At 50.2% G+C, this 20,985-nt stretch carries 22 protein-coding genes, 1 tRNA gene and 1 pseudogene; 10 read left to right on the forward strand and 14 right to left on the reverse strand.

All coding sequences use genetic code 11. The features are described 5' to 3' along the window. Window positions 1-55: 55 nt before the first annotated feature. A protein-coding gene (locus OGX91_RS23530) for an IS1-like element IS1A family transposase (protein WP_103215986.1) occupies window positions 56-753 on the forward strand; the annotation gives its coding sequence in 2 pieces (ribosomal slippage) (window positions 56-305 and window positions 305-753; 699 coding nt in all). On the opposite strand, the pseudogene OGX91_RS23535 reads toward OGX91_RS23530, so the two are convergent. The 8 genes and pseudogenes from OGX91_RS23535 to aspA form a co-directional block, all read right to left on the reverse strand. Further along, a pseudogene (locus tag OGX91_RS23535) lies at window positions 688-1,350 on the reverse strand (hypothetical protein); the annotation flags it as partial. The gene OGX91_RS23530 and the pseudogene OGX91_RS23535 overlap by 66 nt on opposite strands. A gap of 46 nt (window positions 1,351-1,396) precedes the next feature. Beyond that, the gene (locus tag OGX91_RS23540) at window positions 1,397-2,662 is read right to left on the reverse strand and encodes a tyrosine-type recombinase/integrase (protein WP_171278910.1); all 1,266 of its coding nucleotides are present in this window, start codon (window positions 2,660-2,662) and stop codon (window positions 1,397-1,399) included. A gap of 195 nt (window positions 2,663-2,857) precedes the next feature. Next, window positions 2,858-2,933: transfer RNA gene (locus OGX91_RS23545), tRNA-Phe, on the reverse strand. Window positions 2,934-3,162: 229 nt separating this feature from the next. Continuing rightward, complete coding sequence (locus OGX91_RS23550) at window positions 3,163-3,738, reverse strand: transcriptional regulator (protein WP_286627441.1); 576 nt, start codon at window positions 3,736-3,738, stop codon at window positions 3,163-3,165. Window positions 3,739-3,774: 36 nt separating this feature from the next. Continuing rightward, window positions 3,775-5,484 carry a protein-disulfide reductase DsbD gene (locus OGX91_RS23555; protein WP_155021453.1) on the reverse strand — a complete coding sequence of 570 codons (1,710 nt, stop codon included), beginning with the start codon at window positions 5,482-5,484 and terminating at the stop codon, window positions 3,775-3,777. Next, a complete protein-coding gene (cutA, locus tag OGX91_RS23560) occupies window positions 5,460-5,807 on the reverse strand; it encodes a divalent cation tolerance protein CutA (RefSeq protein WP_003025447.1) in 348 nt (115 codons plus the stop codon). The genes OGX91_RS23555 and cutA overlap by 25 nt, the downstream gene beginning before the upstream one ends. Window positions 5,808-5,938: 131 nt before the next feature. Continuing rightward, the gene (gene dcuA / locus OGX91_RS23565) at window positions 5,939-7,240 is read right to left on the reverse strand and encodes an anaerobic C4-dicarboxylate transporter DcuA (RefSeq protein ID WP_003025449.1); all 1,302 of its coding nucleotides are present in this window, start codon (window positions 7,238-7,240) and stop codon (window positions 5,939-5,941) included. A gap of 115 nt (window positions 7,241-7,355) precedes the next feature. Continuing rightward, window positions 7,356-8,792, reverse strand: coding sequence for an aspartate ammonia-lyase (aspA, locus tag OGX91_RS23570; RefSeq protein WP_040232935.1), 1,437 nt, complete (start codon window positions 8,790-8,792; stop codon window positions 7,356-7,358). Between the two features lie 337 nt (window positions 8,793-9,129). Here aspA and OGX91_RS23575 point away from each other — a divergent pair, with 337 nt between their 5' ends. Then, window positions 9,130-9,609, forward strand: a complete 480-nt coding sequence (locus OGX91_RS23575; protein ID WP_005120978.1) for an FxsA family protein — start codon at window positions 9,130-9,132, stop codon at window positions 9,607-9,609. 46 nt (window positions 9,610-9,655) lie between these two features. Here the strand turns inward: OGX91_RS23575 and yjeH are convergent, their stop codons facing one another. Beyond that, window positions 9,656-10,903 (reverse strand): L-methionine/branched-chain amino acid transporter, encoded by a 1,248-nt coding sequence (gene yjeH, locus OGX91_RS23580; protein WP_286627444.1) that lies wholly within the window; start codon window positions 10,901-10,903, stop codon window positions 9,656-9,658. A gap of 275 nt (window positions 10,904-11,178) precedes the next feature. On the opposite strand from yjeH, the gene OGX91_RS23585 reads away from it, so the two are divergent. The 3 genes from OGX91_RS23585 (at window position 11,179) to OGX91_RS23595 (ending at window position 13,650) form a co-directional block, all read left to right on the forward strand. Beyond that, entirely contained in the window at window positions 11,179-11,472 is a 294-nt protein-coding gene (locus OGX91_RS23585) for a co-chaperone GroES (RefSeq protein WP_000027827.1), read from the forward strand. 43 nt (window positions 11,473-11,515) lie between these two features. Beyond that, window positions 11,516-13,162, forward strand: coding sequence for a chaperonin GroEL (gene groL / locus OGX91_RS23590; protein ID WP_003025464.1), 1,647 nt, complete (start codon window positions 11,516-11,518; stop codon window positions 13,160-13,162). A 134-nt stretch (window positions 13,163-13,296) separates the two neighbouring features. After that, on the forward strand, window positions 13,297-13,650 hold the full coding sequence (locus OGX91_RS23595; protein ID WP_005120974.1) for a DUF4156 domain-containing protein: 354 nt from the start codon (window positions 13,297-13,299) through the stop codon (window positions 13,648-13,650). A gap of 179 nt (window positions 13,651-13,829) precedes the next feature. On the opposite strand, the gene yjeJ is transcribed toward OGX91_RS23595, so the two are convergent. Together yjeJ and epmB are read right to left on the reverse strand one after the other, a co-directional pair. Next, window positions 13,830-14,693, reverse strand: coding sequence for a YjeJ family protein (gene yjeJ, locus OGX91_RS23600; protein WP_040232941.1), 864 nt, complete (start codon window positions 14,691-14,693; stop codon window positions 13,830-13,832). A 183-nt stretch (window positions 14,694-14,876) separates the two neighbouring features. Beyond that, window positions 14,877-15,905, reverse strand: a complete 1,029-nt coding sequence (gene epmB / locus OGX91_RS23605) for an EF-P beta-lysylation protein EpmB (protein ID WP_286627445.1) — start codon at window positions 15,903-15,905, stop codon at window positions 14,877-14,879. Window positions 15,906-15,945: 40 nt separating this feature from the next. On the opposite strand from epmB, the gene efp reads away from it, so the two are divergent. The 3 genes from efp to ecnB all read left to right on the forward strand — a co-directional run bounded on the left by efp (window position 15,946) and on the right by ecnB (window position 17,000). Continuing rightward, window positions 15,946-16,512 (forward strand): elongation factor P, encoded by a 567-nt coding sequence (gene efp / locus OGX91_RS23610; RefSeq protein ID WP_005120972.1) that lies wholly within the window; start codon window positions 15,946-15,948, stop codon window positions 16,510-16,512. A 99-nt stretch (window positions 16,513-16,611) separates the two neighbouring features. After that, window positions 16,612-16,746: a lipoprotein antitoxin entericidin A gene (ecnA, locus tag OGX91_RS23615; protein ID WP_040232999.1), complete on the forward strand. Its 135-nt coding sequence runs from the start codon at window positions 16,612-16,614 to the stop codon at window positions 16,744-16,746. A gap of 107 nt (window positions 16,747-16,853) precedes the next feature. Next, window positions 16,854-17,000, forward strand: a complete 147-nt coding sequence (gene ecnB, locus OGX91_RS23620) for a lipoprotein toxin entericidin B (protein ID WP_003025482.1) — start codon at window positions 16,854-16,856, stop codon at window positions 16,998-17,000. 30 nt (window positions 17,001-17,030) lie between these two features. On the opposite strand, the gene OGX91_RS23625 is transcribed toward ecnB, so the two are convergent. Next, a complete protein-coding gene (locus tag OGX91_RS23625) occupies window positions 17,031-17,630 on the reverse strand; it encodes a LuxR C-terminal-related transcriptional regulator (RefSeq protein ID WP_149692430.1) in 600 nt (199 codons plus the stop codon). Window positions 17,631-17,889: 259 nt separating this feature from the next. On the opposite strand from OGX91_RS23625, the gene sugE reads away from it, so the two are divergent. Continuing rightward, window positions 17,890-18,207: a quaternary ammonium compound efflux SMR transporter SugE gene (gene sugE / locus OGX91_RS23630; RefSeq protein ID WP_000118520.1), complete on the forward strand. Its 318-nt coding sequence runs from the start codon at window positions 17,890-17,892 to the stop codon at window positions 18,205-18,207. Here sugE and OGX91_RS23635 read toward each other — a convergent pair. Together OGX91_RS23635 and blaCMY are read right to left on the reverse strand one after the other, a co-directional pair. Next, window positions 18,204-18,737, reverse strand: a complete 534-nt coding sequence (locus tag OGX91_RS23635; RefSeq protein ID WP_005122149.1) for a lipocalin family protein — start codon at window positions 18,735-18,737, stop codon at window positions 18,204-18,206. The two genes, sugE and OGX91_RS23635, sit on opposite strands and share 4 nt — an antisense overlap. Window positions 18,738-18,829: 92 nt before the next feature. After that, complete coding sequence (gene blaCMY, locus OGX91_RS23640) at window positions 18,830-19,975, reverse strand: CMY-2 family class C beta-lactamase (RefSeq protein ID WP_286627447.1); 1,146 nt, start codon at window positions 19,973-19,975, stop codon at window positions 18,830-18,832. A gap of 131 nt (window positions 19,976-20,106) precedes the next feature. Here blaCMY and ampR point away from each other — a divergent pair, with 131 nt between their 5' ends. Next, the gene (gene ampR, locus OGX91_RS23645; RefSeq protein ID WP_005122151.1) at window positions 20,107-20,982 is read left to right on the forward strand and encodes a LysR family transcriptional regulator AmpR; all 876 of its coding nucleotides are present in this window, start codon (window positions 20,107-20,109) and stop codon (window positions 20,980-20,982) included. The last annotated feature ends 3 nt before the right edge of the window (window positions 20,983-20,985 follow it).

Below are 20,985 nucleotides of genomic sequence, written 5' to 3' on the forward strand. Positions count from 1 at the left end.
GGTGATGCTGCCAACTTACTGATTTAGTGTATGATGGTGTTTTTGAGGTGCTCCAGTGGCTTCTGTTTCTATCAGCTGTCCCTCCTGTTCAGCTACTGACGGGGTGGTGCGTAACGGCAAAAGCACTGCCGGACATCAGCGCTATCTCTGCTCTCACTGCCGTAAAACATGGCAACTGCAGTTCACTTACACCGCTTCTCAACCCGGTACGCACCAGAAAATCATTGATATGGCCATGAATGGTGTTGGATGCCGGGCAACCGCCCGCATTATGGGCGTTGGCCTCAACACGATTTTACGTCACTTAAAAAACTCAGGCCGCAGTCGGTAACCTCGCGCATACAGCCGGGCAGTGACGTCATCGTCTGCGCGGAAATGGACGAACAGTGGGGCTATGTCGGGGCTAAATCGCGCCAGCGCTGGCTGTTTTACGCGTATGACAGGCTCCGGAAGACGGTTGTTGCGCACGTATTCGGTGAACGCACTATGGCGACGCTGGGGCGTCTTATGAGCCTGCTGTCACCCTTTGACGTGGTGATATGGATGACGGATGGCTGGCCGCTGTATGAATCCCGCCTGAAGGGAAAGCTGCACGTAATCAGCAAGCGATATACGCAGCGAATTGAGCGGCATAACCTGAATCTGAGGCAGCACCTGGCACGGCTGGGACGGAAGTCGCTGTCGTTCTCAAAATCGGTGGAGCTGCATGACAAAGTCATCGGGCATTATCTGAACATAAAACACTATCAATAAGTTGGAGTCATTACCCTTCATCTCTACTGAAAACGGAAATATCCAAGGCAAAACATATTCCCCCTTCATTTCTTCTATATTTCTGTACAATTTTCTCAGAAAGTCGCTCGTCGATTCTTCTTCTGTCTTAAAATACTTTCGCATATTCAAAAACATCTTTCTGCATCAGCATTTCGACACATTTAATTATTTCTTCCAGTTCACGCATTACAGATGAGTGATTATACAGTCAGTTTACAAACATCAATGTTTCTGGATATTGTCCCCATAACGAGTTGTATGTTACATAATAATCTTCAGCGGTATCGGGTCCGCCAGAAAGATTATGCCGCACAGCAAGTGGAAAGGGATGTAAATTTCCGCGGTGTAAGATTTTGTGGTAAAACCGTGGCGAAAAGCTATCGCACCTTTAATGTATTCTCCATTCAGAAAATACAGAAGACTAAGTTCATACCAGTAAGGTGAAAATTCAACTACATGCACCATCAGTACATGGACTGCCCCTCATGGTCGCCATGAGCGTAACAATTCCGGTCCTATCAATCAGCGTGCTCCCTGATTATCTTCGGGGTTGTACGCCAGTATTTTATCAATGAGTGCTCTTCCCCTGTGAGGGAAGAGCATGTGTGTGTATGGAGTTCTGTCACCTTCTCAAAGGATTATTAATTTTTGCATAGTCAAAAGGGCTGACACTCTGTTCCCTGTTAGCATCCAGAAAATCAGCCCACCACTGCAACATCAGCTTTCGCTCATCCAGATGTTCCGCTTTATGGATATACGCAGCCCGCACTGTGTTACGTTCCATATGGCTCATCTGACGTTCGACCGCATCCCTGGACCAAAGACCTGACTCAATCAACGAACTACAGGCCATTGCCCGGAAGCCGTGACCACAGACATCGACCTTTGTATCATAGCCCATCAGACGCAGTGCGTTATTTACAGTGTTCTCACTCATGGGTTTCCATGGATTGTGATCGCCGGTGAAAATCAGTTCATGTTCTCCGCTGATAGTGTGGATCTGCTTCAGTATATTCACCGCCTGAGTAGATAGTGGCACAAGATGCTCTGTTCGCATTTTTGAGCCACGATGGGAATACTTGACCCCTTCAATAGGTTTCCGCTCAGGAGGAATGGTCCACATGGCTTTCTTAAAGTCGATCTCAGACCACCTGGCAAAGCGTAGTTCACTGGAACGGATGAAGATAAGCAGAGTGAGTTTAGTTGCCAGTCGGGTGAGAGGTTGTCCTCTGTATCCATCCAGTCGTTCAAGAAGCTCTGAAATGCGATTTAAGGCGAGGGCAGGGCGGTGCTGGCGTTTCACCGTGGTTAACGCGCCAGCCATATCCACGGCAGGGTTATAGGTGATAATGCCTGACTGGGCAGCATAGCGCATGATTGCAGTGATACGCTGCTGAAGGCGCGCTGCAATTTCATAGATCTCTTTGGCTTCGGCAGCCTTTACTGGAACAAGTAAATCGGGAGTCCTGAGGGTGGTAATATCACGTGAGCCAATAAAGGGAAACGCATGAGTTTCGAGGCTTTTCAGTATCTTCTCACTATGTGAGGCTGACCATTTTTTGTTACTCTTATGCCACTGCCTTGCGATGCCTTCAAATGTCTGAGCTGCTTCGGGTACTGACTTTTTGATCCGTTTCTGTTCGCACGGGTCAGTTCCCTCAGCTATCAGCTTCCTCGCCGTATCGCGTTTTTCCCTTGCTTCTGATAACGAGACTTCAGGATAGACACCCAGAGCGAGCGTTTTCTCTTTGCCCAGAAACCGGTAGCGGAGCCGCCAGTAGCGCGAGCCGTTAGGGTGAACGAGTAAAAACATGTTGCCGCTGTCGGCAAGTTTATAAGGTTTTTCATCCGGCTTTGCTGCTCGGATTTTCGCGTCAGTGAGCGCCATTGGCGGGGTCTCCTGATAGTAAAAGGGGTATAAATTTTATCGAATCAGACTATACCCTCAGTTGTACCCTCGCAAGGGACTTGATGCGGGTTGAAGTTGATTGAATTGGGTGGAGTTAAGGAATTGTAGAAGTGTTGATTTTTGCGGGCTCAGAATGCAAAAACGGACCTCCGTGGAGGTCCGTTGATATGAATTTGGTGCCCGGACTCGGAATCGAACCAAGGACACGGGGATTTTCAATCCCCTGCTCTACCGACTGAGCTATCCGGGCAACGGGGCGCATTAAACCGTATTCACGCATGCCAGTCAATCAAATTTCTGGAAAAGCTGCTCAACCGCTTAATATTACGGCAATCTGTGTGTTTTTGCCTGACGTTTGCACAAACTTTCCTGATAATCCAGGTGGAAGGGGGGATGGTAAGACAAGGTGAATAACAGGGTATTTCGCACCACCGTGAAGATGGTGCGGTTTTAGCCGTGCGCAGGAAAGGAATGCTCGTTTAGGTCAGCGCCCCGCCCATACGACACTGAGCAAAACGCAGGATATCCTCGGCCAGACGATGTGCTGTTTCTACATCAGCATGGCTGCGATTAACCAGCATACGACTCAGGCAGCCCTCCAGCACCAGTTCCATCTGTTTGGCGACCATTGCCGGGTCATCAACTTCCAGCGTCGTCAGCAACTCATGGGTGAAGTCATGCGCCGCCTTTTTTTGCTGATCGGCCAACTGATGGACAGGATGGCCTGGATCGGGGTAAAACGTGCAGGCAGCGATAAACAGGCAACCGGGATAGCGATTATTGCTCACGCATTCGGACAGCGCGTTGTAGCGCGCCAGTAATTTCTGTTCAGCACTCAGGGTATCATCCAGCAAAAGCTGACGCCGCCAGATATCTACCCGCTGGCTGAGGTAACGTAACGCATCGTACAGAATGGCCTCTTTATCGGGCCAAAAGCGTTGTAGTTCATCAAGAGGATAATTGATACGTTTGGCCACCATTTCCAGCGTGGTATTGGCTATCCCTTGAACCTCAAGTAATTTCAGGGCTTCTCCCAGGACATCTTCACGTTGCACGGTATTCTCCTCCGTATTTCCTGTTGCAAGTGTCGCTCACGGTTGGCGATCGCGCAAATGTGCGCTGAAGGCTGCGGCATCCATAAAGCCCGTTACCCGAGCCTCCGGGTGCTCTTTCCCCTCAGCGTCAAAGAACAAAATAGTCGGCAAACCTAAAACCTGTAAATGCTTCAGCAGAGCAACATCCTGGGCATTGTTTGCCGTCACATCCGCCTGCAAAAGCACTGTGTCGCTGAGCACTTGCTGAACCTGCGGGTTGCTGAACGTATACTTCTCAAACTCTTTGCAGGCCACGCACCAGTCGGCATACAGATCCAACATAACGGGCTTGCCTTTAGCTTGTGCCAGCGCCTGATTTAGCGCATCTACCGATGCTACCGGCGTAAAGTTAAGATGCGTCTGGTTTTGAGCATGTGGCGCACCGAACGCCCAGTCCTGCAATGGTCGTACGCTGACCAGCGCGGCGGCTAACAGAATGATCTGCACGATACGCATCCAGCCTTGTTTTGCCTGCAGACTGGTGATGAACGCCCAGGCAAAGAATGCTACGCCAAGCAGTGACCACAGGCGAATGCCCCACTCATCACCGATAATCCGCTCGAGTAAAAAGACGGGAAGCGCAAGGATGACGAAACCAAAAGCGGTCTTGACGTGTTCCATCCATGGGCCACTTTTCGGCAGCAGACGGTTACCAAATACGGTAATCAGCATCAGGGGTAATCCCATCCCCAATGCGTACAGATACAGCGTACCGCCTCCCAGCCACATATTCCCGCTCTGAGCGATATACAGCAAAATCGCGCTCAGTGGTGCCGTGGTGCAAGGGGAACAGATCAGTCCAGCAATCGCCCCCATTGTAAATACGCTGCCCGGAGAACCGCCCTGCTGGCGGTTACTCATCAATGTCAGACGCGTTTGCAGTGAGGAAGGGAGTTGTAATGTGAACAAGCCGAACATCGACAGAGCCAGCAGCGAAAAGACAATGGCAAGCCCAATCAATACATAGGGATGCTGTAGCGCGGCCTGAAACTGTAGCCCGGCAGCCGCAACGACCAGGCCCAGAGCAGTGTAGGTGAGCGCCATTCCCTGGACGTAGATAAAGGTCAGCAGCAGAGCCCGCCCGGTTGATAAGCGCTGCTTGCCGCCGAGTACGATGCCGGAAATCAGTGGATACATCGGCAGTACACAGGGGGTAAAGGCAATGCCAATCCCGATCAGCAATGCCCACAGTGCGGAAAAGGGGAGTTGGGCGGCTGGCTGTGATTGTTCTTCCGGGGCGACTGTATCAGGTGTTGGTGTAGGCATCGCATCTGTATGAGCCATGACTTCACTGAGTGGAACGGTTTTGGTTTCCGGCGGATAGCAAAATCCGGCGTTGGCACAGCCCTGGTACGTGACCGTTAATGTGGCGCCAGATTTTGCCTGATTGACCGTGACCGGGATGGTCAACTGTTTACGGTAAATCTCACTTTTGCCGTAAAACTCATCTTCATGCCAGACACCCGGCGGAAGTTTTACCTCAGCGATATCGGCCTGAGATGGCGTAATGCTTATCTGTTTGCGATACAGATAGTAGCCGTCTTTTACCTGCCATGAGAGGTTCAGGTCATGTTGATTTTGCTGAAAATCAAAAATAAATGCCCGGTCGGCAGGGACAAACTGCGAGCGGCCAGGCGAATCAAATAATCCGGCAAAAGTGGATGTGCTGCATAGCAGCAGGATCAGCGTAAGGATGCGTTGAGCCATGAGCGGTAATCAAAGTCTCCGTGAGTGACGGGTAAAACCAGAAGTTCAGGGGTTTGATACGGATGATGAGACTTCAGGCAATCGAGAAGCGCTTGCTGGTGTGTGACGGTAGTTTTTAAAATCATCTGGACTTCATATTCCTGCTCCAGCTTACCCTCCCAATAATAGAGAGATGTTGCACCGGGCAGCAGCGTCACGCAGGCGGCCAGTTTTTCTGCCAGTACTTTTGCAGCCAGATCCTGGGCTGTTGCTTCATCCGGGGCGGTACAGAGCACCACAACGGTATCGGGGATGGAGATATCCTGACTCTTAACATCAAGCATAAACACCTCGAAAGAACAGAGTAACCAGCTAAAGAGTGGTCACTATACAACGGACGAGGGAAGGATGTTAGCTAAAGCAGGGTGATGAAGAGGAGGAACTGCAGGGCGCGAAGGCACCCTGCAGTAAAGTCTTACAGCATGAAGCTACCCAGCAAGAAGCCGAAGCAGACAGCCAGAACCACACCCAGAGTACCCGGGATGAAGAACGGATGGTTAAAGACGAATTTACCGATACGGGTAGTACCGGTGTCATCCATCTGAACCGCAGCAACCAGAGTTGGGTAGGTAGGCAGAATGAACAGACCAGAAACCGCAGCGAAAGACGCTACAGCGGTCAGTGGAGAAACGTTCAGTGCCAGAGCCATCGGCATCAGTGCTTTAGCCGTTGCAGCCTGAGAATACAGCAGAGCAGAAGCAAAGAAGAAGATGACGGCCAGCAGCCACGGATGACCCTGAATTACGCTACCTGCAGTATCTTTGATCCAGTCAATGTTGTGAGATACGAAGGTATCACCCAGCCATGCAACACCCAGGATACAAATACAGGCGCTCATACCGGCTTTGAAGGTGCTGGAGTTCAGGATGGAGTCAGTTTCAACGCGGCAGACGATCGTTGTCAGCGTCGCGACGCTCAGCATGATGATCAGGATTGCGTTGGTGGTGTTCATCAGCGGTTTAGCGACCAGGCCAAGGCTTGGGCTGTTGATGATGGCGTATACAACTACGCAAACCACGCCCAGCAGGAACAGCCAAACGGAGGTTTTCGCACCGGCTTTGATTTCAACTTGTCTTTCACCGCGCAGTTCAACCAGGCCTTCTTCCAGACGCTTACGATAAATCGGGTCGTCAGACAGTTTGGAGTTGAACAGTGCAGTGATCAGGAAAGACATCACCAGAACGGCCAGCAGGGTGGACGGAATGACCACGGACAGCAGGTGAATGTAGCTGATGCCATGACCTTCCATGACGGAAGACATGTAAACTACGGCCGCAGAGATAGGTGATGCGGTAATCGCAATCTGTGCAGAAACCACGGCAGTAGAGAGCGGACGGCAAGGTTTGATCCCTTGCTCCTTCGCGACTTCAGCGATAACTGGCAGCGTTGCCAGAGAGATGTTGCCGGTACCCGCGAAGATAGTCAGGAAATAGGTCACGATCGGTGCAAGGATCGTGATGTATTTCGGGTTCTTACGCAGCAGTTTTTCAGTTTGATGAACCAGATAGTCCAGACCACCTGCAATCTGCATGGCAGAGATAGCAGCGATAACCGCCATGATAATGGAAATAACATCGAACGGAATATTACCCGGTTTTACGCCAATAGCGGCGAGAACCAGAACACCCAGCCCACCTGCAAATCCAATACCGATACCCCCAAGTCTGGCACCTAAAAAGATTGCCAGCAAAACGATGATAAGTTCTAAAACTATCATATTAGCCTTCCTTGTTGTTTAACAAGTTGATATTAAATTGTTGTTTTTAAGTAACTTGGTGCAAGAAAAAAGGCACGTCATCATGACGTGCCCTCTCTGGTACTACCCTACACGATTACTGTTCGCTTTCATCAGTATAACGTTTTGCTTTATAAGCCGGGTGCATCAGGTTCTGTGCAGAGAAGATATCGTCCAGTTCTGCCTCGGTCAACAGACCGCGCTCCAGGACAACTTCACGCACGCTCTTACCGGTTTCGGCACAAATTTTACCGACGATATCGCCGTTGTGGTGACCGATGAACGGGTTGAGGTAGGTGACGATACCGATGGAGTTATAAACGAATGCTTCACACACTTCTTTGTTAGCAGTGATACCGCTAACGCATTTTTCCAGCAGGTTGTAGCAAGCGTTGCTCAGGATGTGGATAGATTCGAACATTGCCTGGCCGATAACAGGTTCCATTACGTTCAGCTGCAGCTGACCTGCTTCAGATGCCATGGTAACAGTGACGTCGTTACCGATGACTTTAAAGCACACCTGGTTTACAACTTCTGGAACAACCGGGTTCACTTTTGCTGGCATGATGGAAGAGCCCGCCTGCAGTTCCGGCAGGTTGATCTCATTCAGGCCGGCACGTGGGCCAGAGGAGAGCAAACGCAGGTCGTTACAGATTTTGGACATTTTCACAGCCAGACGTTTCAGTGCACTGTGCACCATAACGTATGCGCCGCAGTCGGAGGTGGCTTCAATCAGGTCTTCTGCCGGAACGCAGGCGAAACCGGTCACTTCAGCCAGTTTTTGCACTGCCAGCGGAGAGTACTCTTTCGGTGTGTTCAGACCCGTACCGATTGCAGTTGCGCCGAGGTTAACTTCCAGCAGCAGCTCAGCGGTACGACCAATGTTTTTCACTTCTTCTTTCAACAGTACGCTGAAAGCACGGAATTCCTGACCGAGGGTCATCGGTACAGCATCCTGCAGCTGGGTACGACCCATTTTCAGGATGTCCTGGAATTCAACTGCTTTTTGCTCGAAGCCTTCACGCAGCTGGTTCAGAGCATCAATCAGTTTGATGATGGATGCGTAAACAGCGATACGGAAACCGGTCGGGTAAGCGTCGTTGGTAGACTGACATTTGTTGACGTGGTCGTTCGGGTTCAGGTACTGATATTCACCTTTCTGGTGACCCATCAGTTCCAGACCGATATTGGCCAGCACTTCGTTGGTGTTCATGTTGACGGAGGTACCCGCACCACCCTGGTAAACATCTACCGGGAATTGATCCATGCATTTTCCGTTATTCAGGACTTCATCACACGCCGCGATGATGGCATTTGCCACACTCTTAGGAATAGTTTGCAGCTCTTTGTTGGCCAGTGCCGCTGCCTTTTTAACCATTACCATGCCGCGAACAAATTCAGGAATGTCACTGATTTTGTTGTTGCTAATGTAGAAGTTTTCAATCGCTCTCAGAGTGTGAACACCATAGTAAGCGTCCGCTGGAACTTCCCTGGTACCCAACAAGTCTTCTTCGATACGAATGTTGTTTAACATGTGAACCTTCTTTTTCAAGCTGCCAATGATTTGACTAAACACACAGGATATATGTGATTTCGATTGTTTCTCGACCGACGATTATCCCCTGCATCGGTCTGATACCCGAGATCATATGCTGGTTCAGGATTTCTACCGTAATCTGGATCACTTAAAGCGTGGAATTTACCCCTTATTTATTATTCTGTGAAATAGATCACCCCTTTAGGATTAACACCAAATATTAGTGTACAAGTAGCTTGAAATTTTGCTAATCACCACAATATTAGAGTGATGCAAGTCACACAATTTTCGAACAGTTGTTGGTGAAAACGACTGTTTTCAACAGGAGAGCCCTTTGCGCTGGATACCATTACTTGCCATTTTTCTCTATGTTTACATAGAGATATCTATTTTTATCCAGGTCGCCCATGTGCTGGGTGTCCTGATGACCCTGATTTTGGTTATTTTTACCTCGGTTATCGGTATGTCTCTGGTTCGTAACCAAGGGTTTAAGAACTTTTTACTGATGCAACAGAAAATGGCAGCAGGTGAAAGTCCGGCTGCAGAAATGATCAAGAGCGTGTCGCTGATTATCGCCGGCTTACTGTTGGTGTTACCTGGTTTCTTCACCGATTTCCTCGGTCTTCTTCTTTTATTACCCCCGGTGCAGAAACATTTGACCATGAAGTTACTGCCGCATTTGCGTTTTTCTCGTATGCCAGGTGGTGGATTTAGTGCCGGAACCGGTGGCGGTGATACCTTTGACGGTGAATTTCAGCGCAAGGATGACGATCGTAACCGCCTTGATCATAAAGATGACGATCGCCGTGACTGACCCGGTAGGCCCGGTAAGCGTTCGCGACACCGGGCTTTTTTACTGATTATTTGGCCTCCGCCATTTTCCGGTTCGGTAAAAACAGCCACAGCCCCATCAGCATAATCAACGCATACAGACTCTTCCAGCCGACCATCGCCAGCAGCAGTAGGCACAGCAGCCCCCCCACTGTAGCCAGTACGCGATAGTGCCCTTTTAGCAATCGACACCCTGCCAGCATGCATAGCAGATAAATCATAATAAAGATGCCGTTAGCGTAGACAATTAACGCATCGAGATTGATTTGTAGCATATAGATGCACAAGGTACTGACGACGCAGCAACCCAATACCGCGTTTAGCGCATTGGCCGGAAGATGGCGAGGGGACAGGCGAGCCAGATAGCTCTCAGGTTTATATTGTGCTTGCGACCACACCAGACGGGCGAAACTTTGGATATAAATGTTCAGGCTGGCAAAGCAGGCCAGATAACCAATGATGCAGGCAACCCACAGGGCGTGAACGCCAAACAGTTGGACGACGATTTCAGGCAGCGATGCCGCCGCTGCCATCTGTTCACCATAGGCATCAAAATGTAGCACAACGACGGTACATGCCCAGTACACGGAACCGGCCAGTAGCAGGCCAATCATCAGGGCGCGCGGGAAATCCCGTTCCGGATTTTTGAATTCAGAGGCCAGGTGTGCGAATGCTTCAAGGCCAACAAAGCACCAGAACATCACCGACAGCGCGGCAAAAAGCCCGGGAAACTCAATCTTGTCGATGGCAGGAAAGGGGATCTCACTCGGTTTCAACTCGCCAGCCCACCAGATGGCGACAATCAGCGCGACGATCAGTCCGGCAATGACCGTTTGCAGATTAGCGCTTGAGCTGGCGCCGCGGGAGCCGATATACCAAACCAATGCCAGCGTACCCAGCTCAGCCAGCAGAAGCTGCTCGTCATGCCAGCCAAACATCGCCTGACCAAATCCGGCGGCGATGTGCAATGCCGCAGGCAAACCGACGGGAATCACCGACAAAAACAGCCACCCGGTGACGCGCTCCAGGCGTGAGCCAAAGGCCATGCCGACAAAATGCGCCACGCCGCCCGCACTGGGAAAATGACGTCCCAGAACGGCGAAGACAATCGCCACGGGAAAGACCAAAACAATCAGCACCGGCCATGCCCACAGGCTGTTATTGCCAGCCACCAGCGCAGCCAGCGCGGGGACGGCGAAAACGCCTGTACCTAACAATGATGTCGACAACAGGCCAACGCCCTGAGCCAGTCCCAGCTCTTGTTTCAGTCCACTCATAAGTTGTTATCCGTTTATGCCCGTTGACCGGGCTATAGCGCAGATTTTTGATGGTATCACAATCAGATTTGCTTATGACGACGTGACTGAAATCGTTATGAAATGTGAGGTGTGTCGGCGTTTTGGCGGGATTTTCTGCTGATAAAAAATTTTTTTCGCTTGCCCCCTTGAAGGCACAAAACCCCATCCCCATCTCTCTGGTCACTAGCCGGGAAACCGTTTACGGGCCGGCGTCACCCATAACTGATAAAGACTTTCTCAAAGGAGAGCTATCAATGAGTATTCGTCCGTTACATGATCGTGTGATCGTCAAACGTAAAGAAGTTGAATCCAAATCTGCTGGCGGCATCGTACTGACTGGTTCTGCAGCAGGTAAATCAACTCGTGGCGAAATCATCGCTGTCGGTAAGGGTCGCATCCTGGACAACGGTACCGTACAGCCGCTGGACGTGAAAGTCGGCGATATCGTTATTTTCAACGATGGCTACGGTGTTAAATCTGAGAAGATCGACAATGAAGAAGTGTTGATCATGTCTGAAAGCGACATCCTGGCAATTGTTGAAGCCTAATCCGCGAACGACACTGAACATACGAATTTAAGGGAAAGAGAAAATGGCAGCTAAAGACGTAAAATTCGGTAACGACGCTCGTGTGAAAATGCTGCGCGGCGTAAACGTACTGGCAGATGCAGTGAAAGTTACCCTCGGTCCAAAAGGCCGTAACGTAGTTCTGGATAAATCTTTCGGTGCACCGACCATCACTAAAGATGGTGTTTCCGTAGCACGTGAAATCGAACTGGAAGACAAGTTCGAAAACATGGGTGCGCAGATGGTGAAAGAAGTTGCCTCTAAAGCGAACGACGCTGCAGGTGACGGTACCACCACCGCAACCGTACTGGCTCAGTCCATCATCACTGAAGGTCTGAAAGCCGTTGCTGCGGGCATGAACCCGATGGATCTGAAACGTGGTATCGACAAAGCTGTCGCTGCTGCTGTTGAAGAACTGAAAGCACTGTCCGTACCGTGCTCCGACTCTAAAGCTATTGCTCAGGTTGGTACTATCTCCGCTAACTCCGACGAAACCGTAGGTAAACTGATCGCTGAAGCGATGGACAAAGTCGGTAAAGAAGGCGTGATCACCGTTGAAGACGGTACCGGTCTGCAGGACGAACTGGACGTGGTTGAAGGTATGCAGTTCGACCGCGGCTACCTGTCTCCTTACTTCATCAACAAGCCGGAAACTGGCGCAGTAGAACTGGAAAGCCCGTTCATCCTGCTGGCTGACAAGAAAATCTCCAACATCCGCGAAATGCTGCCGGTTCTGGAAGCTGTAGCGAAAGCAGGCAAACCGCTGCTGATCATCGCTGAAGATGTTGAAGGCGAAGCGCTGGCAACTCTGGTTGTTAACACCATGCGCGGTATCGTGAAAGTCGCTGCGGTTAAAGCACCTGGCTTCGGCGATCGTCGTAAAGCAATGCTGCAGGATATCGCTACCCTGACCGGTGGTACCGTTATCTCTGAAGAGATCGGTATGGAGCTGGAAAAAGCAACTCTGGAAGATCTGGGTCAGGCGAAACGCGTTGTTATCAACAAAGATACCACCACCATCATCGATGGCGTGGGCGACGAAGCTGCAATCCAGGGTCGCGTGACTCAGATTCGTCAGCAGATCGAAGAAGCAACTTCCGACTATGACCGTGAAAAACTGCAGGAGCGCGTAGCGAAACTGGCAGGCGGCGTTGCGGTTATCAAAGTTGGCGCTGCGACTGAAGTTGAAATGAAAGAGAAGAAAGCCCGCGTTGAAGATGCCCTGCACGCTACCCGTGCTGCGGTAGAAGAAGGCGTGGTTGCTGGTGGTGGTGTTGCGCTGATTCGCGTAGCGTCTAAAATTGCCGGCCTGAAAGGTCAGAACGAAGACCAGAACGTAGGTATCAAAGTTGCGCTGCGCGCAATGGAATCCCCACTGCGTCAAATCGTACTGAACTGCGGCGAAGAGCCGTCTGTAGTGGCTAACACCGTGAAAGCCGGTGACGGTAACTACGGTTACAACGCTGCAACTGAAGAATACGGCAACATGATCGACATGGGTATCCTGGATCCAACCAAAGTAACTCGTTCTGCTCTGCAGTACGCGGCTTCTGTTGCGGGTCTGATGATCACTACCGAGTGCATGGTTACCGACCTGCCGAAAGGCGATGCGCCTGACTTAGGTGCTGCTGGTGGTATGGGCGGCATGGGCGGTATGGGCGGCATGATGTAATCATGTTGTTCTGAACCTCTCAGAATTGAGAAACCCTCGGGCAGAAATGTCCGGGGGTTTTTCTTTTGGTCATCTTTTTAGTATATGATTCAGCTATGGACATAAGGTCCAGCTCATTGATTATGGGGAATAACATGCACGTGAAATATTTAGCAGGGATCGTTGGTGCCGCGCTACTGATGGCGGGTTGTAGCTCCAGCAACGAACTGAGTTCAGCCGGACAAAGCGTTCGCTTTGTTGAAGATAAGCCAGGTGCTGAGTGTCAGTTGATCGGCACTGCGACCGGTAAACAGAGCAACTGGCTTTCTGGCCAGCATGGCGAAGAGGGCGGCTCTATGCGTGGCGCGGCGAACGATCTGCGTAACCAGGCCGCTGCAATGGGCGGTAACGTGATTTATGGCGTCAGCAGCCCATCCCAGGGAATGCTGTCCAGCTTTGTACCGACTGCCAGCGAGATGAATGGCCAGGTTTATAAGTGCCCTAACTGATTACACTTCATCCTTCAACCAGCCCCTTTGTTGGCTGCGCTGTGAAACCCCAGTCACATAGTTATCTATGCTCCTGGGGATTTTCTTCGCTTGCCGCCGCGATGCAGATTGAATGATTTTGTGTAATAAAGTGGCCTGGACAGGCTCATGCAATCGTAGGCCTGATAAGCGCAGCGCCATCAGGCATTCTGAGTCTTATGCGCAGACTGAACGCGTAAATGATGCAGCGCGCGCAGGCACTGATCCTGATTGAGCTTTTGCGTCTTATCACCCGTCAACGTTCTGACAAACACCTGGCACGGTACACCGGCAAGTTTTTTCAGCCGTGGGCTGAAATCGAGCAGACGGCGAGTAATGGCTTCGGCCTCTTTGCTGCCGGAAAGAGCGCGAGTTTTTACTACCGAACCACAGTACTGGGCTTTTCCTTTATCATCCGTATAGCGGTAAATAATCGCCAGATAATGATTAAACAGGTTATGTTTCCATTCGGGTTGTGTATAAGAATCGTATTCCAGATTGTCGTTTTGCTGGCAATCCACATCGTACAGCGGCAGAAAATCCAGCAGCGATGTAATTCGTAGCGCTAAATCCCGCATGCCAGCATTATTTATTGCATGAATAATTGCATGCGCCAACACCTGAATCTGTAATTCATTAATCAGTAATTCATCTGTTTTCCCGTCATGCAGCGTCAGAGAAAATGCTAAGTTCTCCCCTTTATCATCCACTAACGTCAGTGAATTTATGCGACGGTTAATATCCGCATTCTTTAACTCATCTTCCTGAATTAAGGGAATATTTTCGTGCATCTTTTTGCTGGCTTTCTCGCATTCTTTCTCATATTGCACACGCTCGTCTTCGCTTAGTTGATGTTTGGCGTATAGCTTGCTTTCCAGAGCAATAAACAAGTCTCTTAGCCCAAGCGGAGAAAGAAAAAACAGCGACTCTTTATTTCTTGGTTCTTTTATCTTTAATGCCAAAGCAACAAATTCATTCTTCTGACGAATAACGCCGGTATTAATACCTTTAATACTGATAGCCATCAAAGGTTCTCCCTAACCATATATTTATTGATGTTCTGCATTTGAAACTATTGATAAAATTTACGAATGAATGATTTTACAGCGCTAATTAAAATAGCACAGATTAAAAGTGTGGCTCCACTTGTTGGAATTTAAATGATAAGTAATCGTGTCGAGTGTCCGAAATCGGACACTCAATAATGACTATTGTTGGCGTAATTGCAAATCCAACGGCGTTTTACTGGGCTCACCGCCAATTTCGCGCGCCAGTTTTGGGACCATATAGCCTGAAATCAGCGTCAGCAGCTCTCGCATGATTTTCCGCGCCTCATCGTCACTCACCATAAAGTGAGCGGCTCCTTGCACTTTATCCAAAACATGCAGGTAATAGGGCATTACGCCCGCATCAAACAGTGCATTGCTCAGGTTTGCCAGCGTTTGTGCGTTGTCGTTCACGCCACGCAGCAGGACGCTTTGATTAAGCAATGTGACACCCACTTTACGCAAGCTGGCCATTGCCTGACGAAATGTCTCATCAATTTCGTTCGCGTGATTAATGTGATTGACCAGCAGAATCTGCAGGGAAGAGTGCGCAAAACGCTCGACCAGTCCTTCAGTAATGCGCGCCGGGATAACAATCGGCAAACGGCTGTGAATTCGCAGACGCTTAATATGCGGGATGGTTTCCAGTTGCGTGAGCAACCAGTCAAGCTCGTGGTCCTTAGCCATGAGGGGATCGCCACCGGAGAAAATAATCTCATCCAGCTCAGGATGTGCGCTAATGTAGTCCAGGGCCACCTGCCAGTTACGTTTATTCCCCTGGTTCTCGGCATACGGGAAGTGGCGACGGAAGCAATAGCGGCAGTTTACCGCACATCCGCCTTTTACCAGCAGCAGCGCCCGGTTGCGATATTTGTGCAGCAATCCAGGAACGACGCTGTGCTGCTCTTCCAGTGGATCGGTAGAGAATCCGGGGGCGGCAACGAATTCATCCTGCGAGGTAAGCACCTGACGCAGTAGCGGATCGTTGGGGTTGCCTTTCTCCATGCGTGCGATAAACGATCGTGGCACGCGAAGGGCAAAAAGACGTTTTGCCTCACGACCAGCGAGCAAATTTTCATCAGCGTCTATATTCAAAAGACGTAATAGTTCATCCGGATCGGTGAGAACATCGGCAAGTTGTACTAACCAATCTTCTCTGGATGGGGTGTTTAGGGTTACAATATGCGCCATTTTGTGGCTTAGCTACCAGTTAACAATTTCAGAGGGCCTTATGGCGACTTACTATAGCAACGATTTTCGTGCCGGTCTTAAAATCATGATGGATGGCGAACCTTATGCGGTTGAAGCCAGTGAATTCGTTAAACCGGGTAAAGGCCAGGCATTTGCACGCGTTAAGCTGCGCCGCCTGCTGACCGGTACTCGTGTAGAGAAAACCTTCAAATCCACCGACTCCGCAGAAGGCGCAGACGTTGTCGATATGAACCTGACTTACCTGTACAACGACGGTGAGTTCTACCATTTCATGAACAACTCCACTTTCGAACAGCTTGCTGCTGACGCGAAAGCGGTAGGTGATAGCGCTAAATGGCTGCTGGATCAGGCTGAGTGCATCGTGACCCTGTGGAACGGTCAGCCTATCTCCGTGACCCCACCGAACTTCGTTGAGCTGGAAATCATTGAAACTGACCCAGGTCTGAAAGGTGACACTGCAGGTACTGGTGGTAAACCAGCGACGCTGTCCACCGGTGCAGTGGTTAAAGTTCCGCTGTTCGTACAGATCGGCGAAGTCATCAAAGTGGATACCCGCTCTGGCGAATACGTATCCCGCGTGAAGTAATATTCTTCATCTTTCAGGCTGCATCAGGCGGCCTGAATGATTTTGCGTATTTCTAAGATGTTGGTGCAGATTGCTGCGCCATACTTTTCCAGGGCAGGAATGATGAAACGTCTTCTCGGTCTTGTAATGCTTATCCTTTTCACCAGCACCCTCCTGGCGGGCTGTAATACGGCGCGCGGCTTCGGTGAAGATATCAAACATCTCGGTAATTCAATTTCTCACGCTGCCAGCTAGTCCCCTCATATTGTCTTAAAAATGGTCGTTTATCCGTCACCCCCCCAGATCTTGTCTATTATTAAGTAGCTATACACAAACAATATTGGCTAGAAAAGGAAGGCGTTATGGTTAAGAAGACAATTGCTGCGATCTTTTCTGTGTTGGTACTTTCTTCCGTATTAACGGCGTGTAATACGACGCGAGGCGTAGGTCAGGATATTTCTGAGGGCGGTAGTGCCATTTCTGGTGCAGCGACAAAGGCTCAGCAATAACTATGAACGGTACGACGCACCGTCGTACCGTTAATTCATCTTCTCAGGTAGAGAGAGAAACGGTGAAAAGCGATTCCCCAGGTGCAGCTTCATACGGATATTTCGCTTATAGGTGTATACCGTCTTACCATGAATGCAGAGCGCGGCGGCTATTGCATTGTTATCAACGCCATCCATCCACAACGACAGTACCTTCTCTTCCTGTGGTGTAAGCAGCGGTGTGGCATTTTTAGGTGTATCCAATACGGGGCGGATCTGTAGTGCATTCTGGATCGTGCGCGAAAGATCATGCAACGTGATGTGTTTGGACAATGTCGAGTGAACGGCAGAGTGAGGATGATCGATTGGGTTATGCGATCGGTCACCTGATTGTAGTAAAATCAGCGGGATGGCGCCGCAGCTCATAAAAAATGGTGCGATGGGGGGGCTGGAGTGAATATCGCTGAGAAAACTACATAAATCTGCGATTACCAGATGAGGCTTCCACTGCAAAATATGCTCTTTAGCCAACATCAGATTATTAATCCCTGACACCAGAAATGAAGAGTTGAACATACCAGAATGATTAAGCAAGGCCTCTATCCCTGTGCGGGTAAAGTGGCACCGGTCAATCACTAAAATTTTAAGCATAAACCTTTCGCATTCAGAAGAGGATCAAATGGCTTTCTGAGTTCAGAAAGCTCTTCATCATAGAGAAGTCCAATGTGAGCCAAATGCGGGAACTACGCCTCTAATTGGGCTTAATTCTTGCTTTAAGTAAGCAATGAATAAAAAGGTTGAAATTCATTTTCTCCCGGGCAAAAATGCCATTTCATACATCCGCTTTGCAGGACGACCTGCAAACGCATCTTTCACCCGGGGACGGCCCCATCGTGTACTGGAGCCTGTTATGTCCTGGATCGTTTTACTTATCGCGGGCCTGCTTGAAGTTGTCTGGGCGATTGGTCTGAAATATACCCACGGTTTTACCCGTTTAACGCCAAGTATTATCACCATTGCGGCGATGATCGTCAGTATCGCTATGCTTTCCTGGGCGATGAGAACGCTACCGGTTGGTACGGCTTATGCCGTCTGGACCGGGATTGGCGCGGTAGGGGCAGCCATTACCGGCATTCTGCTATTGGGCGAATCAGCCAGTCCGGCGCGTCTGCTCAGCCTGGGGTTGATTGTTGCCGGCATTATTGGCCTGAAGCTCAGCACCCACTAAGCGCCGGGTTGTTTTACCCAAATCAACTTGTTCACTTCAAACCCCTCCCGGGTCGCGACTGCCAGCATCTGCTGTTTCATCTCATCTGAAATCGTTGGGGTACGAGAGAGGATCCACAGATAGTCGCGATCCGGGCCGCAGACCAGCGCGTGACGATATTCCCTATCGAGCGCAATCACGTTATACCCGCCATAGAAAGGGCCGAAGAACGAGACCTTGAGCGCAGCGCGGTTTGGATCGCCGGTGAAATAGGCTTTACCCTCGGTTTTCTGCCACATTTCCCTGTCTGGGTTATAGCCCTTGTTGATCACATTGATGCCGCCGTCGTCGCGCAGGCTGTAGGTTGCGGTCACTTTTTCCAGTCCACGCTCGAATCGATGGTCGAAACGTGCAATTTCATACCAGGTGCCCAGATAGCGTTTGGCATCAAAGTTATTCACCACGGTAACGCCTTTCGGCGGTGTAGGGGAACTGCAAGCAACAACCAGAAATGCAGCCGTAACTGCAGCAACGACGGGCAGAATGCGCATAGTGTTTTCCTTGCTGTTTTTTGTTAAGTGTAGATGACAGCAGGAAAAAAAGATCAAGAATGGAGGCCCGATTTACCGGACCTCTTTGTCAGTTATTGCAACTTTTCCAGGATGCGCCAGGCGGCCTCTACGCGAGCCGGGTTAGGGTAGCTTTTGTTTGCCAGCATCACGATGCCAAGATTTTTTTCTGGCACGAAGGCAACGTAACTGCCAAATCCGCCAGTAGACCCTGTTTTATGCACCCATGAGGCTTTCACGGCCGGGGCTGGCGGATTTACCTCAACGGCGGGCAGCGCTGCCAGCGCCACTTTGCTGTCGCTACCGCTGATTATCGAGTCGGCTTTCACTGGCCAGTTCAGCATCTCCCAGCCCAGTCCCTGATACATATCGCCAATACGCCAGTAACGTGACTGCGCAAGCTCAATGCCCTGCTGGAGTGTTTTCTCCTTAACCTGGCTGGCGTCCATGTTGGCCTGAACCCAACGGGTCATATCGATGATGCTGGATTTCACGCCATAGGCTTCGGCATCAAGTTGGCCGGGGAAAACATGCACTGGCTTTCCTTCATGATAGCCCCAGGCATAATCTTTTTGTTCTCTCTGTGGAACCGTAATCCAGGTGTGTGTGAGTTTTAATGGTTGCAGGACGCGTCTGGTCAGTGCCTCTTCATAGCTCATCCCTGAAGGTTTCGCCGCCAGTGCGCCAAACAGACCAATGCTGGAGTTAGCATAGAGACGTTTAGCGCCCGGAGCCCACTGAGGTTGCCAGTTTTGATAAAAGTGCAGCAATGCGGTTTTATCCGTCACCTCGTCGGGGATCTGAAGCGGCAGGCCACCTGCCGTGTATGTGGCTAAGTGCAGCAGACTAATGTTCTGCCACTGTTTGCCTGTGAGTTCCGGCCAGTACCGAGTGACCGGATCGCTGAGTTTGATTTCGCCGCGGGCGATCGCATCGCCGCCCAGCACGCCATTGAAGGTCTTACTGACTGAACCGAGTTCGAACAGTGTGTTCTGTGTGATCGGACGATTATTGGTGATATCAGCTTTACCCCAGGTAAAGTAATACGGTTTTCCCTGGTAGATAACGGCCACGGCCATACCCGGAATAGCCTGTTCCTTCATCAGCGGTGTGATGGTGCGGTTAACGATATCGGCAATGTGTTGTTCTGTCTTAGGGGCGGCAAACGTGGAGAAAGGGGCGGCCAGCAGTAGCGCGCAGCATAACGATTTTTTCATCATGAAATCATTTCCGTAATAAAAAGCGAAAGGGTGTCCGGGCCCATCAGACGCGACCAGTTTGTTTGATTTGTACCGTGTTGACAAACGGTTAAATTTAGCAGCAGATATAAGTTTTTCTAACGGGTTAGATGATGACGCGTAGCTATATCCCACTTAATTCTCTACGGGCTTTTGAAGCGGCCGCCAGGCATCTCAGCTTTACCCGCGCAGCAATTGAGCTGAATGTAACGCATTCTGCCATCAGCCAGCATGTGAAAGCGTTGGAGCAGCAGTTGAATTGTCAGCTCTTTATTCGCGTTTCACGAGGCCTGATGCTCACGACAGAAGGTGAGAGTCTGTTACCTGTACTTAATGATTCTTTCGATCGTATGGCGGCGATGTTAGACCGCTTTGCCGGTAACCAGGCTCAGGAAAAACTGAAAATTGGTGTGGTGGGCACTTTTGCGGTGGGGTGCCTTTTCCCACTTCTGCACGATTTTAAACGGAGTTATCCGCATATCGATTTACAGCTTTCCACGCATAATAACCGTGTTGATCCTGCTGCAGAGGGGCTGGATTATACCATTCGTTATGGTGGTGGAGCCTGGCACGATACCGATGCGCAATATTTATGTAGCGCGCTGATGTCTCCGCTTTGTTCGCCCGCGCTGGCCTCTCGGATTCAGACTCCTGCAGATATCCTGAAATTTCCGCTATTACGATCGTATCGGCGTGATGAATGGGCGCTGTGGATGCAGGCCGCCGGAGAGGCTCCCCCTTCACCAACGCACAATGTGGTGGTGTTTGACTCGTCGGTCACCATGCTGGAAGCTGCGCAGGCGGGAATTGGCGTGGCAATCGCCCCGGTCAGAATGTTCACGCATTTGCTCAGTAGTGAACGTATCGTACAACCGTTTTTAACGCAGATTGATTTGGGAAGTTACTGGATTACGCGATTGCAATCCCGTCCGGAGACGCCTGCGATGCGTGAGTTTTCCCGCTGGTTGATCGGCGTTGTGCACAAATAAAAA

Origin of the sequence: Citrobacter sp. Cpa228 (assembly GCF_030333085.1) — a bacterium.
GTDB lineage: Bacteria > Pseudomonadota > Gammaproteobacteria > Enterobacterales > Enterobacteriaceae > Citrobacter > Citrobacter pasteurii.

What these genes read in the sequence shown, in the direction of transcription:
- OGX91_RS23540 (WP_171278910.1), bottom strand. Translation starts at nt 2,662, where the DNA reads ATGGCGCTCACTGACGCGAAAATCCGAGCAGCAAAGCCGGATGAAAAA.
- OGX91_RS23555 (WP_155021453.1), bottom strand. Translation starts at nt 5,484, where the DNA reads ATGGCTCAACGCATCCTTACGCTGATCCTGCTGCTATGCAGCACATCC.
- cutA (WP_003025447.1), bottom strand. Translation starts at nt 5,807, where the DNA reads ATGCTTGATGTTAAGAGTCAGGATATCTCCATCCCCGATACCGTTGTG.
- dcuA (WP_003025449.1), bottom strand. Translation starts at nt 7,240, where the DNA reads ATGATAGTTTTAGAACTTATCATCGTTTTGCTGGCAATCTTTTTAGGT.
- aspA (WP_040232935.1), bottom strand. Translation starts at nt 8,792, where the DNA reads ATGTTAAACAACATTCGTATCGAAGAAGACTTGTTGGGTACCAGGGAA.
- yjeH (WP_286627444.1), bottom strand. Translation starts at nt 10,903, where the DNA reads ATGAGTGGACTGAAACAAGAGCTGGGACTGGCTCAGGGCGTTGGCCTG.
- OGX91_RS23585 (WP_000027827.1), top strand. Translation starts at nt 11,179, where the DNA reads ATGAGTATTCGTCCGTTACATGATCGTGTGATCGTCAAACGTAAAGAA.
- groL (WP_003025464.1), top strand. Translation starts at nt 11,516, where the DNA reads ATGGCAGCTAAAGACGTAAAATTCGGTAACGACGCTCGTGTGAAAATG.
- OGX91_RS23595 (WP_005120974.1), top strand. Translation starts at nt 13,297, where the DNA reads ATGCACGTGAAATATTTAGCAGGGATCGTTGGTGCCGCGCTACTGATG.
- yjeJ (WP_040232941.1), bottom strand. Translation starts at nt 14,693, where the DNA reads ATGGCTATCAGTATTAAAGGTATTAATACCGGCGTTATTCGTCAGAAG.
- epmB (WP_286627445.1), bottom strand. Translation starts at nt 15,905, where the DNA reads ATGGCGCATATTGTAACCCTAAACACCCCATCCAGAGAAGATTGGTTA.
- efp (WP_005120972.1), top strand. Translation starts at nt 15,946, where the DNA reads ATGGCGACTTACTATAGCAACGATTTTCGTGCCGGTCTTAAAATCATG.
- ecnA (WP_040232999.1), top strand. Translation starts at nt 16,612, where the DNA reads ATGATGAAACGTCTTCTCGGTCTTGTAATGCTTATCCTTTTCACCAGC.
- ecnB (WP_003025482.1), top strand. Translation starts at nt 16,854, where the DNA reads ATGGTTAAGAAGACAATTGCTGCGATCTTTTCTGTGTTGGTACTTTCT.
- OGX91_RS23625 (WP_149692430.1), bottom strand. Translation starts at nt 17,630, where the DNA reads ATGCTTAAAATTTTAGTGATTGACCGGTGCCACTTTACCCGCACAGGG.
- sugE (WP_000118520.1), top strand. Translation starts at nt 17,890, where the DNA reads ATGTCCTGGATCGTTTTACTTATCGCGGGCCTGCTTGAAGTTGTCTGG.
- OGX91_RS23635 (WP_005122149.1), bottom strand. Translation starts at nt 18,737, where the DNA reads ATGCGCATTCTGCCCGTCGTTGCTGCAGTTACGGCTGCATTTCTGGTT.
- blaCMY (WP_286627447.1), bottom strand. Translation starts at nt 19,975, where the DNA reads ATGATGAAAAAATCGTTATGCTGCGCGCTACTGCTGGCCGCCCCTTTC.
- ampR (WP_005122151.1), top strand. Translation starts at nt 20,107, where the DNA reads ATGACGCGTAGCTATATCCCACTTAATTCTCTACGGGCTTTTGAAGCG.